Here is a 14,463-nt window from a genome sequence, read left to right on the forward strand (position 1 = left end):
CCGCAACCGGCGCTGGAGCGAGGAGGCAGCCCGTAAAACGCTACGGGCCGTAGTATAGACGACAAAAAAACCCGAAGCCGCGCCGGCAGCTCCGGGTTCCGATTCTTGGCGCGCCCGGCAGGATTCGAACCCACGACCCCCTGGTTCGTAGCCAGGTACTCTATCCAACTGAGCTACGGGCGCGCAACAGAGATTGAAATTATAGCCATTCTCCGATGCGTGTCAAGCGCCCTTCGACTCGCGCAGGCGTTCGGCGAGCTGCATCCAGGTGTCGATGACGGTATCGGGGTTGAGCGAGATCGTCTGAATGCCGCGCTCCATCAGCCATTCGGCCAGATCCGGATGGTCCGACGGTCCCTGGCCGCAGATGCCGACGTATTTGCCGAGTTTGTTGCAGGCATCGATCGCCATGCCGAGCAGGACCTTCACCGCAGGGTCGCGCTCGTCGAAGGATTCGGCCACCAGCCCCGAGTCCCGATCCAGCCCCAGCGTGAGCTGGGTGAGGTCGTTCGAGCCGATGGAGAACCCGTCGAAGTGCTCGAGGAAGGCCTCGGCAAGCAGTGCGTTCGAGGGGATCTCGCACATCATGATGAGTTCGAGCCCGTTCTTGCCGCGTTCGAGCTCGTTGGCCGCCAGGAGCTTGACCACACGCTCGGCCTCGCCCACCGTGCGCACGAAGGGGATCATCACCTTGGCGTTGGTGAGCCCCATGACGTCGCGCACTTTCTTCACGGCCTCGCATTCCATCTCGAAACATTCGCGGAAACTCGGCGCGATGTAGCGCGCCGCGCCGCGAAAGCCCAGCATGGGGTTTTCTTCCTCGGGCTCGTAGATCTCGCCGCCCAGGAGCTTGCGGTACTCGTTCGATTTGAAATCCGACAGACGCACGATCACCGGTTTGGGATAGAAGGCGGCGGCGATGGTGGCAATGCCCTCGGCGAGTTTCTCGACGTAGAAGGCACGCGGGCTGGCGTAGCCGCGGGCACGGCGCGAGATTTCCTCGCGCAGCTTGGCCGGCAGCTGGTCGAATTCGAGGATGGCGCGGGGATGCACGCCGATGACGTTGTTGATGACGAATTCCAGGCGGGCGAGCCCCACGCCGGCGTTGGGGATCTGGGCGAACTCGAAGGCAAGCTCCGGATTGCCCACGTTCATCATGATCTTGACCGGCAGCTCGGGCAAGGCGCCCAAGTCGGTGCGCTGCACTTCGAAGTCGAGCTTGCCGCGATAGACGTAGCCGGTGTCACCCTCGGCGCAGGAGACCGTGACGACCTCCCCTTCTTGCAGCATCTCGGTGGCGTTGCCGCAGCCGACGATGGCGGGGATGCCCAGTTCGCGGGCGATGATGGCCGCGTGGCAGGTGCGTCCGCCGCGATTGGTAACGATGGCGGCGGCGCGTTTCATCACCGGCTCCCAGTTGGGGTCGGTCATGTCGGTGACGAGCACGTCACCGGGCTGCACGCGTTCCATCTGGCTGGGGTCGGTGACGATGCGCACCGGACCCACGCCGACTTTCTGCCCGATGGCGCGCCCATGCACGAGGGCCTTGCCGTGCTGCTTGAGGCGGTATTTCTCCATCACACGGCCGCTCTCGTGCGACTTCACCGTCTCGGGGCGCGCCTGGAGGATGTAGATCTTGCCGTCGATGCCGTCCTTGCCCCATTCGATGTCCATGGGGCGGCCGTAGTGGCGTTCGATGATGACCGCGTAACGGGCGAGTTCGAGGATGTCTGCGTCTTCGAGGCAGAAGCGGTTGCGATCGGATTCGGGCACGTCGACCACTTTCACGCGCACGCCCTCGCCCGGCTCGCCGAAGACCATTTTGATGAGCTTGGAGCCGAGGTTGCGGCGGATGATGGAGGGTTTGCCCTGCATCAGGGTGGGTTTATGGACGTAAAATTCGTCGGGGTTGACGGCCCCTTGCACCACCATCTCGCCCAAGCCATAAGAGGCGGTAATGAAGACGACGTCGCGAAAACCGGATTCGGTGTCGATGGTAAACATCACGCCGGAGGCACCCACGTCGGAGCGCACCATGCGCTGCACGCCGGCCGACAAGGCCACTTCGGCGTGCCGGAAGCCTTTGTGCACGCGATAGGCGATCGCCCGATCGTTGTAGAGCGAGGCGAAGACTTCCTTGATGGCATGCAGGATGTTCTCGATACCGGAAACGTTCAAGAGCGTTTCTTGCTGGCCAGCGAAGGAGGCATCGGGCAAGTCTTCGGCAGTGGCCGAGGAGCGCACGGCGAAACTCGCGCCCTCGCCCTCGCGCGCGACGAGCTCGGCATAGGCGGCGCGAATCTGGGCCTCGAACTCGGCGGGGAAAGGCGTCTCCATGATCCAGCGACGGATCTCGGCGCCGGTCTTGGCGAGCGCCGTGACGTCGTCCACGTCGAGCGTGTCGAGCGCATCGTGGATACGCTGCGCGAGACCATTTTGCGCCAAGAACAGGCGGTAGGCCTCGGCGGTGGTGGCGAAACCGCCCGGCACACGCACGTCCGAGGGCAGTTGGCTGATCATCTCGCCGAGCGAGGCGTTCTTGCCGCCGACGATGCCGACGTCGGTCATGCGCAGCTCGTTGAACGGAATCACGTATCGAGTCATCGTAGCCTTTCCTGAGTTCGTGAGGCACGGAAAAATGGTATTCTAAGGGTTTTCCCTCGTTTTGGTAAGCGCAAAGCGCCACTGGCGCCGCCCCACCGCCATGCCGGATACCCCCAAACGCACCGTATTCTACGTCTCCGACGGCACGGGCATCACCGCCGAAACGCTCGGTCACAGTCTGCTCGCGCAATTCCCCGAGTTCGACTACGACGAGGTGCGCGCGCCTTTCATCGATGCACCGGAAAAAGCGAGCGATCTCGTCGAACGGATCGAGCGCGTAAAGCGGCGCACCGGGGTGCGGCCCATCGTCTTCAGCACGCTGGTGCAGCCCAACGTAGTGGCCGTGCTGCATCGGGCCGACGCGCACATCGTCGATCTCTTCGGCACTTTTCTCGGGCCGCTGGAGCGCGAGCTTGGCATGCCGAGCACGCACGCGGTGGGGCGTTTCCACGGCATCCTTGACAACCGCAGCTACCAGCGCCGGATCGAGGCGATCAACTTCGCGCTCTCGCACGACGACGGAATCGTGCAGGACGGCACGCTCGACGACGCCGATATCATCCTGATCGGCGTCTCTCGCTCGGGAAAGACACCGACGAGCCTGTACTTGGCCATGCAGTATGCGGTGAAGGCGGCCAATTACCCGCTCATCCCCGAGGATTTCGAACGCAAGGCGCTACCGGCGCCGCTCAAGCCACATCGCGCCAAATTGTTCGGGCTGACGATCTCCCCGGAGCGTCTGGCCCGGATCCGCGAGGAGCGTCGGCCCAACAGCGTCTATGCCTCATTGGAGAACTGCCGCAAGGAAGTGGAAGAAGCCTTGGCGCTGATGCGCCGCGAGGGCATTCCCTGGATCGATTCGACCACCAAATCGATCGAGGAGATTGCCGCCGTGATCATGCAGCACCTGCAGAAGATGCAAAAATACGCCGATCTGTGAGACGGGTTTTTTGGAGTGACCCCATGAAAAAGAAAACCCGCATTCCCCGCCCGAGCAGCCTGCCGCGCGACGTCGAGCGCTTGTGCTGGCTGGCCAAAGGCTTGGCTCAGTCGGGCAGCCGCATCGAGGATCGCTATTGGGAGCGGCTGCTCGGCGACACGGTACGTGCCCTGCTCGAGGCCGAGGATGAAGCCGCCCTCGAGCGCGCGCTCGACCACCTCTATCAAGGCGACCCGCAAGCCTACGAGGAGCTGAGCGACGTGCTCGACTCGGAAGCCGAAACGCTGACCGGGGTCGACAAGAACCACGACCTGGTGCTGGTGGCCGCGCCGGTGCTTGCCTGGTCGCGTTTCCAGATTCCCGCCCGCCCCATTCCCCAGGCGGTGCGCGAGAATCTGCGCGTGCATCTGGGGGCGCACATTTTCGCCGCCGGGGTGAAATTCGCGCTCTTCGACTACCTCTTCAGCCCGGACCAGTTGCCCCAGGGGTTCGTCGCCACGCGGCGCTGGTTGCAAGCCGCGGGCAAGGATGCGCTTGCCGAGCGCGATCACGCCGTCGATCGCGACGCGCTGCCCGAGTCGGCCGTTTTCCTGTCCGACATCCGCTACGTTCTGGTCGCCGCCGCGGTGCCCAAAGAAGGTCCCATCTTCACCTGGCAGGAAGCGGAGGGGGACCGGGATTTCGCGTTTGCCCAATGGCGCAAGCAGGCCGGACCGGTGCTCACCCAAATCATGCCCGGCTGTGGCACCGAGCCCGAATTGCCCGATGCCTATTTTACTGCCTCACGCAAGGCGAACCGTGACGCCCGCCCCTTCGCGATTCATGCCGCGATCGCCTTCCTCGCCGCCGAGGCCGACATTGCCGCGAGTCACTTGCGCGCCGTGATCGCCCCCTGCGAAAGCCAGGGCGAATTCGAATACCGCATCGGGCTCGCGCTCAAGCATGGCGGCCAAGTGGTACACGGCATTCCCTGGCCTTTGCTGGGCGCCGACGAGACCGAAGCCGAGGCGGAGCGGCAGATCCAGGAGACCCTCAAGGCGGTCGGCATCCACGATATCGTGACCCTACGCCGCACCCTGCCGCTCGAATTCTGCGAGGATTGCGGTGCGCCGCTCTTTCCCAATGCCGAGGGTGAATTGGTGCACGCCGAGCTGCCCGCCCAAGAAGAGGACGAGGGCGACAATCCCAATCACACGCCGTCGGGTCCGCGCTACCTGCATTGAGCGGCGGGATGAGCGGCCGTGATCGCCACGCTCGCGCCCGGCTGGCTGCTCGGTTGCGCCATGCTGCACCTGCTGCCGGCGTTGCCGGGCCGAGGGGCGTTGGCAGCCCTGTTCCTTGGCGGGGTATTCGCCTTCGCTCTGGGCTGGCGGCGCTGGCGCGAAGCGCCCGAGGCGCCGAATCTGGGCACGCACGGGCTGATCCTGCTCGCCGCCGTGCTGCTCGCTTTTTCTTCGAGTGGCTGGCGCAGCGCGCAGCGCTTGGCCGATCGCCTGCCGGAGGCGCTCGCCGAGCGTGAGCTCGACGTCGAGGGCTACGTGCGCGCTCTGGGGGCGGCCGATGAGGTCGGCCGCCGTTTCGCCTTCGCCGTCGATAAGGCTCCGGCGGGCGTTCCGTCCGCTCTGTGGCTGCTCGCCCCGGCGGCGCGCAATGCCCCGACCTTCCCCGACGCATTCTGGCAACCCGGTTCGCGCTGGCGGCTGCGGGTAACCCTGCGCCCGCCGCACGGACTCGCCGATCCTGGCGTCTTCGATCGTGAGTTTTTCTGGTTTTCCCGCGGTATCGGTGCCACCGGCCGGGTGACGGCGACGCCCACGGCCCTTCCCGGCACCCTGTGGACGCCACGGGTGGGGCTGGAGCGCTGGCGCGAGGCGGCAAGGCAACGGCTGGAACGCGCGGGTTCGCGCCACGCCGACTGGCTGGGGGCACTGGCGATCGGCGAGATGCGGGGATTCGACGAAGAATCCTGGCAGACGATCGCGGCGACCGGTACGGCGCACCTGGTGAGCATCTCCGGCCTGCACGTGACGCTGGTGGCGGTGCTCGCCGGGGGTATCGCGGCGGCGCTGTGGCGACGCGATCCGGATCGTCTGCTGCGCGTACCGGCGCGACAGGTGGGGCTGGTCGCCGGCGTGCTCGCGGCGCTCGCCTATGCCGCGCTCTCGGGCATGGAAGTGCCGACGCAGCGGGCGGTGGTGATGCTGGTGGCGGCGGCCGGCGCGCTCTTCACCGGCCGTTTCGTCTCTGGCTGGACGGTGCTGATGCTGAGCTTGTGGGCGGTGCTCGTCTTCGATCCCTGGGCGGTGGGCGCGCCCGGTTTCTGGCTTTCCTTCCTCGCCATGGGGGCGCTCATCGTCTATGGTTCACCGTCGGCAAAGGATCCGGCAGGATCTGAATCGGCATCGCCAGAAACCCCTCCGCCCCGGTACCAGCCGCTGCTTGCCGTGGGACGAGAACTCGTCACAGTGCAATGGCGCCTCACCCTTCTGCTCGCGCCGGTGGTGCTCGGATGGTTCGGCAGCGTCGCCGCGCTCGGTACCCTCGCCAACCTGGTGGCCATTCCTTGGGTGAGCTGGGTGGTCACGCCGCTCGCGCTGCTGGTGCTCGCATTCCCGGCCGGCTTTCTCGTAGGGGCGTTCGATGCGAGCGTCGATGCGCTCGAAGCGGTGCTGCGTTTCTGCGCGGCGCTGCCCGGTGCGATGCTGATCCTGCCGCCACCTCCCTGGCCGGTGGTGCTCGCCGCCACCGTCGCGATCGCTTGGATGCTGCTGCCGCGCGGCACGCCGGCCCGATCGATCGGTCTCGTCGGAATCGCTTCGATCCTTTTCTGGCAGCCGCCGCGCCCGGGACCGGGAGAGGCGCGCCTCACGGTGCTCGACGTCGGACAGGGGCTGGCGGTACACGTGCAGACCGCCGCGCACGATCTCGTCTTCGACACCGGCCCCCGGCAAGGCGGGTTCGACGCCGGCAGCCGCGTGCTCGTCCCCTATCTTCGCACCCAAGGCGTTCGCCGGCTCGATCGGGTCATCCTCTCGCATCCGGACAACGACCACGTGGGCGGCTGGCCTGCGCTCGCGCGGGCAGTCCCCGTGACCTCCGTGCGCGCCGGCGGCATGGACGAAGCCCGCCTGGCGGCGCTGCCTCCGCTGGCACTACCCTGCAGCCGCGACGATCGCTGGGAATGGGACGGTGTGCGCTTTGCCATCCTCCATCCCGACCTTGCCGATCCCTGGAAAGGGCGCGGAGACAACGACGCCTCCTGTGTGCTGCGCGTGGAGGCGGCCGGCGGGGCGGCGATCGTACCGGGCGACCTGGGGCAGCGCGGCGAACGCCATCTGCTCGCCACCCTGCCGGCGCAGGCGCTGCGCGCCGAGCTCGTCGTGGCCGGGCACCACGGCAGCAAAACGAGCTCCTCGCCGAAGTGGATCGCCGCCACCGGCGCGCGCCACGTCGTCTACGCCGCTGGTTACCGCAACCGTTTTCACCATCCGGACTGCGGCGTGGCCTCGGCCTGGCGGCGGGCCGGGGCGCAGGCGTGGCGCAGCGACCGCGACGGCGCGGTCACGGCCTTCTTCGCGACCGAGGGCTTGAGCGTGCGAACTCACCGGGCAGAAACGCGGCGCTACTGGTATTCTGTATGGCAAGACCCTTCCTGCGAAGAAGAGGAGCCATCCCCATGAATCTTGCTCATTGGATCGAACGCGCCAAGCGCTGGCTTACCGGCGCGCGCTCCGCCTCACGCACTTCCGAGAGTACATCCGCACCGCCCCGCACCGACCATCCCACTGAAATGCGCACCGATCACATCATGTGCGTCGGCCCGCACGGCATCCACCGCATGGTCTATTACGAATGGGGTGATCCCCGCAATCCCCGGGTGCTGCTGTGCGTGCATGGTCTCACGCGCACCGGACGCGATTTCGACGAACTCGCCCGCGCACTCGCCCCCTATTACCGGGTCATCTGCCCTGACATAGTTGGCCGCGGGCTCTCCGACTGGCTCACGGTGAAGACCGACTACGCGATCCCGCTCTATGTCTCGGACATGCTCACCCTGCTTGGCAAGATCCGGCCCAAGACTCTGCACTGGGTGGGCACCTCCATGGGGGGTTTGATCGGCATGACGCTCGCCGCGCAACCCATGAGTCCGATCGACAAGCTCGTGCTCAACGACGTGGGTCCCGTGCTCCCGGCCGCCTCGCTCGAACGCATCGGGTGCTACGTGGCCGAAACACCGCACTTCGCCACGCTGGAAGAGGCCGAAGCCTACCTGCGGCGCATCCACGCCCCTTTCGGGCCGCTCAAGGACGCGCAGTGGCGACACCTCACCCTGCATTCGGTGCGCCAGGACGTGGACGGCCGCTGGGTGCTGCGCTACGACCCGGGCATCGCCGTCCCCTTCCAGACGCAGCCGGCACTCGACGTCGATCTCTGGGCACTCTGGGACGCCATCCGCTGCCCTACCCTGGTGCTGCGCGGCGCCGAATCGGACCTCCTCACACACGAGACCGCCGAAGCGATGACCCGCCGCGGCCCGCGCGCCAAGCTGGTCGAGATCCCCGGCGTCGGCCACGCCCCGGCGCTGATGGATCGGGAACAGATCGCCATCGTCGAGGAATTTCTGCTCGATCGCTCCTCGCCCTGAGGTTCCCTTGCGGCTCTGATTCAAACGTATCCTGCCGAATCACGAAGATGAGAGAAAGATGAGCCAATTACATCGCATCACCATCGATCCGAACGTCTGCGGCGGCAAACCCTGCATTCGCGGCCTGCGCGTACGGGTCAAAGACATCCTCGAATTGCTCGCCGCGGGCGTTTCGCGTGAAGAAATCCTTCAGGATTATCCTTATCTCGAAGACGAAGATATTACCGCCGCCCTCGAATACGCAGCACGTCAAAGTGATCATCCCGTCTTGCGGATCACCGAGCATTACTCCAATGGCTCGAGCCACTGATTCCGCACATCATCGACGCTCTGACACGAGGAGAAAAGATCATTGAATTGATCTGAGCAATTTATCCCGATTCGTACAGCCGCCCCGCCTCCAGCACGAGCCGGCGGTCGAGCCGGGCGGCCAGGCGCTCGTCGTGGGTGACGACCACCAGCGCCATGCCGCGCGTGTGGGTGAGCGAGAGCAGCAATTCGAAGACGCGCTCGGCGTTCGTCCGGTCGAGGTTGCCGGTGGGCTCATCGGCGAGCAGGCAGAGTGGCTCGGTGACCAGCGCCCGGGCGATCGCCACGCGTTGGCGCTCTCCGCCCGAGAGCTGGGACGGGAAATGCGCGAGGCGTGCCTCCAGCCCGACTTCACACAGCAGCGCCCGGGCCCGTTCCAAGGCCTCAGCCTTCGGCCGGCGCCGGATCATCCATGGCAGTGCCACGTTCTCGAGCGCGGTGAATTCCGGCAGCAGATGATGGAATTGATAGACGAAACCGAGCATGGCATTGCGCAGCCGCCCGCGTGCCGCCTCGTCGAGCGCGAACACCGTCTGTCCCGACCAGCGTACTTCTCCGCTGCTTGGCCGATCAAGCCCGCCGAGCAGGTGCAACAAGGTGCTCTTGCCAGAGCCCGAGGCGCCGACGATGGCCACCCGCTCGCCAGCCTGCACCGACAAATCCACGCCCTCGAGGATGGTGAGCGGTGCGCCCGCGTCGAGGTACACCTTGCTCAGCCCCTGCGCCTGCAGCACCGGAGCGTCGGGCATCGTCGTCTCACTCATGGCGCAGCGCCTCGGCCGGTTGCAGGCGCGAAGCGCGCCAGCTGGGATAGAGGGTGGCGAGGAGGGTGAGCACGAAAGAACCGGTGAGCACGCGCAGCACGTCGGCAGCGAGCACCTTCGAGGGCAGCTCGCTCAGGAAGTAGATCTCCTTGTTCCACAAGGTTGCCCCGGTGAGATGTTCGAGCGCCGGCACCACCACGTCGAGGTGGTGCGCGATCGCGAGCCCCAGCGCGAGCCCCGCCGTCAGCCCCAGCACGCCGATGGTCGTGCCCTGCACGATGAAAATCGCCATGATGGAAGCCGGGCTGGCGCCGAGGGTGCGCAGAATGGCGATGTCGGCGGTCTTGTCCTGCACCGCCATCACCAGGGTCGAGACGATGTTGAACGCGGCCACCGCCACGATGAGAAAGAGGATGAGGGTCATCATCGTTTTTTCCAGCTGCACTGCCCGGAAGAAATTGGCGTGCGTCTGCGTCCAGTCGCGCAGCCACAGGCCGGCGGGCAGCGTCGGGGCGAGTTGACGCACCACGGCCGGGGCGGCGAAGAGGTCGCGCACTTTCAGGCGCACTCCGGTAACCGCCTCGCCGTAGCGATAGAGCGCCTGGGCATCGCGCAGATGCACCAGCACCAGCCCCGAGTCGTATTCATACATGCCGGATTCGAAGAGTCCGACCACGCGAAAGGCGCGCACTCGCGGCATGACACCCGCCAGGGTTGCCGTGGCCGTGGGTGCGATCAGCGTCACCTCGTCCCCCAGCCCCACGGCCAGGCGTCGGGCCAGATCCGTGCCCAGCACGATCCCATAGGAATGAGGCTGCAAGGCATCGAGGCTGCCCGCCCGCAGATAATCGTCGAACTGGGCGACGCCACGCTCGAGCGAGGGCTCGATGCCCCGTACGCCCACTCCTTGCACGCGGCCGTTGCCGCTCACCATCGCCTGTTCCTGGATGAAGGGTGCCGCCCCGAGCACCTCCGGATGACGGCGCACCCGGTCGAGTACCGCCGGCCATTCTTCGAGCATGCCACTCTGGGCCGTGACCTCGATGTGCGAAGCGACTCCCAAGATGCGATGACGCAGTTCGTCCTGAAAACCGTTCATCACCGACAGCACCACGATGAGGGCGGCCACGCCCAGCATCAGACCCAGCATGGAGACCAGCGAGATGAACGACACGAACGCGTTGCGCGTGCGCGTGCCGCGTTGCCGGCGCGTATAGCGCCAGCCGATGAACCATTCGTACATCGTTCCTTTTCCGTTTTCCGTGGGGTACGTCGTCGACGGTACAATCGCCCCCATGATTCCGACCGTCGTCCTCCCGGGCTTGCTCTGGCCCAATGCCGGCGCGCATGGCCTGCTCGACGGCGTTGCGCATCCCACGCTCGAACGCTGGCTCGCCGTGGGCGCCTGCCGTCGCGAATCGCCGCGATCATACCGCGAAACGCTTGCCTCCGTACTGGGACCGGCACCGGCCCCGCTCGCCGAGCTGCGCTGGAGAGGTAAAACAGGGGTGCCGCCTTCCGCCGACGGGTTCCTCTTGTGTGCCGACCCGGTGACGCTGACGCTCGCGCGCGATCGCATCGTCGTTACCGAACCGGGCGAAGCCGGACTCAACCCTGAAGAAGCCGCTGCCCTGGCCTCCGATCTCTCCGCCTGGCTCACACAGCTCGCTCCAGAGTGGATCCTGGGATTCGAGCTCGCCACGCCGCAGCGCGGATATCTGCGGCTTGCCGCTCCTGCCTGGGGGGTGCGTTTCACCCCGCTCGACGAAGCCTCCGGCCGCTCGCTCGACCTCCTTTTACCCCAAGGGGAAGACGCCCGGCGCTGGCGACGCTTGATGAACGAAATCCAGGTCTGGCTGCATGCACATCCCCTCAATGCCGAACGCCGCCGCCGGGGGTGGCCCACCCTCGATTCGCTGTGGCTGTGGGGCAACGAACAACCCGCGGCGAACGCCGTCCCTTTGCGCCGCGTGCTCGGCATGGATACGCTCGATCCCCTCGCGCGCGGCTGGGCGAGCGCCGCCGGCCACGACCTCGTGCTCGCCGAACGCGATCCGGGCCAGGCGTTCGACGTGGCGCTCCTCGATGCCACCGAAGTCCCTTGCCGCCGGCTCGATCTCACCGCCTGGCGCATGGCCCTCGCCGCGCTCGATCGCGACTGGCTCGCCGGGTTCGAAGCCCGCCTGCCGTGCCTCTCGCTCGTGCTGCCGGGGGACAAGGCGAGCGTGCACCTGGAGATCACCCCATCGCGCCGCCGCCTCGCTCCTTTGCGCCGCCTTTTTCGCCGCCCGCATACGCTCGCGCGGCTGCTGGAGGAAACCGCCCAATGACCCCCCGTCCCATCGTCCGCCCCACGCCGCGCCGTGCCCTGGAGCGACTGCTCGAAGCCGGCATCGACCCCCTGCTCGCCCGCCTCTACGCTGCCCGCGGCATCGAACACCCCGCCGAGACCGACACGGCGCTCACACGCCTTCTGCCGCCCGAAGCGATGAAAGGCACGCGCGAGGCGGCCGAGCTGTTGGCCGACGCGATCGAAGCACAGGCATGCATCGTGGTCGTCGGCGACTACGACTGCGACGGCGCCACCGCCACCGCCGTGGCCGTACGCGCGCTGCGCGCCCTGGGGGCCCGGGCCGATTTCCTCGTCCCCAACCGCTTCACCTACGGCTACGGGCTCTCACCCGAAATCGTGGCGCTCGCGGCCGAACGTTTCGCACCGGACGTACTCATCACGGTCGACAACGGCATCGCCAGCGTCGAGGGGGCCGCGGCCGCCCGCGCGCTCGGCATGAGCCTCGTGATCACCGACCACCACCTTCCCGGCGACGTCTTGCCCGAAGCCGACGCCATCGTCGATCCCAATCAGCCCGGCTGCGACTTCCCCAGCAAGGCGATCGCCGGCGTGGGGGTCGTCTTCTACGTGATGCTGGCCCTGCGCGCCGAGCTGCGCCAGCGCGGCGCGTTCGCAGCCCGCCCCGAACCCAATCTCGCGCAGCTCCTCGATCTCGTCGCCTTGGGGACGGTGGCCGACGTCGTACGGCTCGATCACAACAACCGCATCCTCGTCACCCAGGGACTGAGCCGCATCCGCGCCGGCCGGATGCAACCGGGAATACGTGCCCTCTTCCAGGTGGCTCGGAGAGACCCCGCCCGCGCCACCGCCCAGGATCTGGGATTCTTTCTCGGCCCCCGCCTCAACGCCGCCGGACGACTGGAAGACATGAGCCTGGGCATTGCCTGCCTGCTCGAAGACGACCCAAGCCGCGCGCTGGAACTCGCCCAGCGACTCGAAGACATCAACCGGGAACGGCGCGGGATCGAAGCGCAGATGCGCGAGCAGGCCGAGCTCGCGCTCGATGCCCTCACGCTCGAGGGACGCGCCACGCTCACGCTCTTCCACCCCGAGTGGCATCAAGGCGTGATCGGCATCGTCGCCGGGCGCATCAAGGAGCGCTACCATCGCCCCGTCTTCGCTTTCGCTCCGGGCGATGAAGATCTGCTCAAGGGCTCCGGGCGCTCCGTCCCCGGACTACACTTGCGCGATGCGCTGGACTGGATCAGCAAGAAACACCCCGGGCTGTTGCTGCGCTTCGGCGGACACGCCATGGCCGCCGGGGTGACCCTGCGCGCCGCTGACCTCGCCCGCTTCGAGCAGGCCTTCGAAGAGGCGGCGCACACGATCGGCACCGAAGCTCTGGGCGTGGCGGAGCTGCCCACCGACGGGTCGCTTCCGCTCGAAGCGCTCACGCTCGCCACCGTCGGCAAGCTCGAGGGCGAAGTCTGGGGACAGGGTTTTCCCCCGCCGGTCTTTCTCGACGCTTTCACGGTCACCGAACAGCGCCTCCTCAAGGAATCGCACCTGCAGCTCAAGCTGCGCCGGGCCCGCCAATCGTGCGAGGCGATCTTCTTCGGCCATGCCGAACCGCTGCCCTCCGAGGTCGAGCTCGCCTACCGCCCCATACGCGACGCGTGGAACGGCGTCGAGCGGCTGCGATTGCAGATCGAACTCGCCCGCCCAGCCGGGGTCGAAGTCGGCAGCGTATAATCCCCGAGCAAAATTTTTCCCCATTTCCCAGGAGAAACGATGGACGCCCAAGCGATCAACGAACTCGAAGCCCGAATCCATGGTCTCGCCGAGCGCGGCGCCGACCTACGGAGGTATCTTTGACTACGCCGAGAAGAAAAGCCGGCTCGAAGAAGTCAACCGCGAACTCGAAGACCCGGCGGTGTGGAACGACCCCGAGCAGGCACAAAAACTCGGCAAGGAAAAGCGCGAACTCGAAGACATCGTCCTGACGCTCGACGAAGTGGCCGACTCGGCCCAGGCGCTCGCCGAACTCTTCGAGCTCGCCAAGGAAGAAAACGACGAATCCTCGCTCGAGCAGCTCATCCCCGAAGTCGACGCGCTGGATGCGAAGCTGCACGAGCTCGAACTGCGCCGGATGTTCTCCGACCCGATGGATCCGGGCAACTGTTTCATCGAGATCCAGGCCGGCGCCGGCGGCACCGAAGCCCAGGACTGGGCGGCGATGCTCGAGCGCATGTACTTGCGCTACTGCGAACGCAAAGGCTTCCAGACCGAACTGCTCGAAGAATCCGAAGGAGAAGTGGCCGGCATCAAGAGCGCGACCATCAAGGTCTCCGGCCCCTACGCCTACGGGCATCTGCGCACCGAGACGGGCATCCACCGCCTGGTGCGCAAAAGCCCGTTCGACTCCAACGCCCGACGGCACACCAGCTTCGCCTCGGTCTTCGTCTACCCCGAAGTCGACGACTCCATCGAGATCGAGATCAACCCGGCGGATCTGCGCATCGACACCTACCGCGCCTCGGGCGCCGGCGGGCAGCACGTCAACCGGACCGACTCGGCCGTGCGCATCACCCACCTACCCACCGGCATCGTCGTGCAATGTCAGAACGACCGCTCGCAGCACAAGAACAAGGCCGCGGCCATGTCCATGCTGCGCGCCCGCCTCTACGAGCACGAATTGCGCAAGCGCCGCGAGGAGCAGCAAAAACTCGAAGAGAGCAAGAGCGACATCGGCTGGGGACACCAGATCCGCTCCTACGTGCTCGATCAGTCGCGCATCAAGGACCTGCGCACCGGCTACGAGGTAGGAAACACCCAAGCCGTGCTCGACGGCGATCTCGACGACTTCATCGAAGCCTCGCTCAAACAGGGCGTCTGACCGGAAACGAAC

General features: G+C 66.4%; 11 protein-coding genes and 1 tRNA gene. 8 read left to right on the forward strand and 4 right to left on the reverse strand.

The genetic code is table 11. From position 1 onward, the window contains the following. Nucleotides 1-106: 106 nt before the first annotated feature. Together H607_RS0103500 and ppsA are read right to left on the reverse strand one after the other, a co-directional pair. Nucleotides 107-183 (reverse strand) — tRNA-Arg (locus tag H607_RS0103500). A 39-nt stretch (nt 184-222) separates the two neighbouring features. Beyond that, the gene (gene ppsA, locus H607_RS0103505; protein ID WP_028874283.1) at nt 223-2,604 is read right to left on the reverse strand and encodes a phosphoenolpyruvate synthase; all 2,382 of its coding nucleotides are present in this window, start codon (nt 2,602-2,604) and stop codon (nt 223-225) included. 100 nt (nt 2,605-2,704) lie between these two features. Between ppsA and ppsR the strand changes: the two genes are divergently transcribed. From ppsR to H607_RS0103530, 5 genes are all read left to right on the forward strand, one after another. Continuing rightward, nucleotides 2,705-3,544 (forward strand): posphoenolpyruvate synthetase regulatory kinase/phosphorylase PpsR, encoded by an 840-nt coding sequence (gene ppsR / locus H607_RS0103510; RefSeq protein ID WP_028874284.1) that lies wholly within the window; start codon nt 2,705-2,707, stop codon nt 3,542-3,544. A gap of 23 nt (nt 3,545-3,567) precedes the next feature. After that, nucleotides 3,568-4,767 (forward strand): DUF2863 family protein, encoded by a 1,200-nt coding sequence (locus H607_RS0103515; RefSeq protein ID WP_037989414.1) that lies wholly within the window; start codon nt 3,568-3,570, stop codon nt 4,765-4,767. Nucleotides 4,768-4,785: 18 nt separating this feature from the next. Continuing rightward, nucleotides 4,786-7,224 carry a DNA internalization-related competence protein ComEC/Rec2 gene (locus H607_RS11565; protein WP_051240614.1) on the forward strand — a complete coding sequence of 813 codons (2,439 nt, stop codon included), beginning with the start codon at nt 4,786-4,788 and terminating at the stop codon, nt 7,222-7,224. A gap of 110 nt (nt 7,225-7,334) precedes the next feature. Then, on the forward strand, nt 7,335-8,189 hold the full coding sequence (locus H607_RS11570) for an alpha/beta fold hydrolase (protein WP_037989527.1): 855 nt from the start codon (nt 7,335-7,337) through the stop codon (nt 8,187-8,189). Between the two features lie 58 nt (nt 8,190-8,247). Next, nucleotides 8,248-8,499 carry a DUF433 domain-containing protein gene (locus tag H607_RS0103530; RefSeq protein WP_028874286.1) on the forward strand — a complete coding sequence of 84 codons (252 nt, stop codon included), beginning with the start codon at nt 8,248-8,250 and terminating at the stop codon, nt 8,497-8,499. A gap of 61 nt (nt 8,500-8,560) precedes the next feature. On the opposite strand, the gene H607_RS0103535 is transcribed toward H607_RS0103530, so the two are convergent. Both H607_RS0103535 and H607_RS0103540 read right to left on the reverse strand, forming a co-directional pair. Continuing rightward, nucleotides 8,561-9,262 carry an ABC transporter ATP-binding protein gene (locus H607_RS0103535; RefSeq protein WP_028874287.1) on the reverse strand — a complete coding sequence of 234 codons (702 nt, stop codon included), beginning with the start codon at nt 9,260-9,262 and terminating at the stop codon, nt 8,561-8,563. Next, nucleotides 9,255-10,505 carry a lipoprotein-releasing ABC transporter permease subunit gene (locus tag H607_RS0103540; RefSeq protein WP_028874288.1) on the reverse strand — a complete coding sequence of 417 codons (1,251 nt, stop codon included), beginning with the start codon at nt 10,503-10,505 and terminating at the stop codon, nt 9,255-9,257. The genes H607_RS0103535 and H607_RS0103540 overlap by 8 nt, the downstream gene beginning before the upstream one ends. A 52-nt stretch (nt 10,506-10,557) precedes the next feature. On the opposite strand from H607_RS0103540, the gene H607_RS0103545 reads away from it, so the two are divergent. The 3 genes from H607_RS0103545 to prfB all read left to right on the forward strand — a co-directional run bounded on the left by H607_RS0103545 (nt 10,558) and on the right by prfB (nt 14,451). Continuing rightward, the gene (locus H607_RS0103545; protein ID WP_028874289.1) at nt 10,558-11,592 is read left to right on the forward strand and encodes a hypothetical protein; all 1,035 of its coding nucleotides are present in this window, start codon (nt 10,558-10,560) and stop codon (nt 11,590-11,592) included. Beyond that, on the forward strand, nt 11,589-13,307 hold the full coding sequence (recJ, locus tag H607_RS0103550) for a single-stranded-DNA-specific exonuclease RecJ (RefSeq protein WP_028874290.1): 1,719 nt from the start codon (nt 11,589-11,591) through the stop codon (nt 13,305-13,307). The genes H607_RS0103545 and recJ overlap by 4 nt, the downstream gene beginning before the upstream one ends. A 39-nt stretch (nt 13,308-13,346) precedes the next feature. Then, nucleotides 13,347-14,451, forward strand: a protein-coding gene (gene prfB, locus H607_RS0103555; RefSeq protein ID WP_157381268.1) for a peptide chain release factor 2 whose coding sequence is annotated in 2 segments (ribosomal slippage) — nt 13,347-13,427 and nt 13,429-14,451 — 1,104 coding nt in all. Because the reading frame shifts where the segments join, the coding sequence is not laid out codon by codon here. Nucleotides 14,452-14,463 lie beyond the last annotated feature (12 nt).

The organism is Tepidiphilus margaritifer DSM 15129 (assembly GCF_000425565.1).
Taxonomy (GTDB): Bacteria; Pseudomonadota; Gammaproteobacteria; order Burkholderiales; family Rhodocyclaceae; genus Tepidiphilus; species Tepidiphilus margaritifer.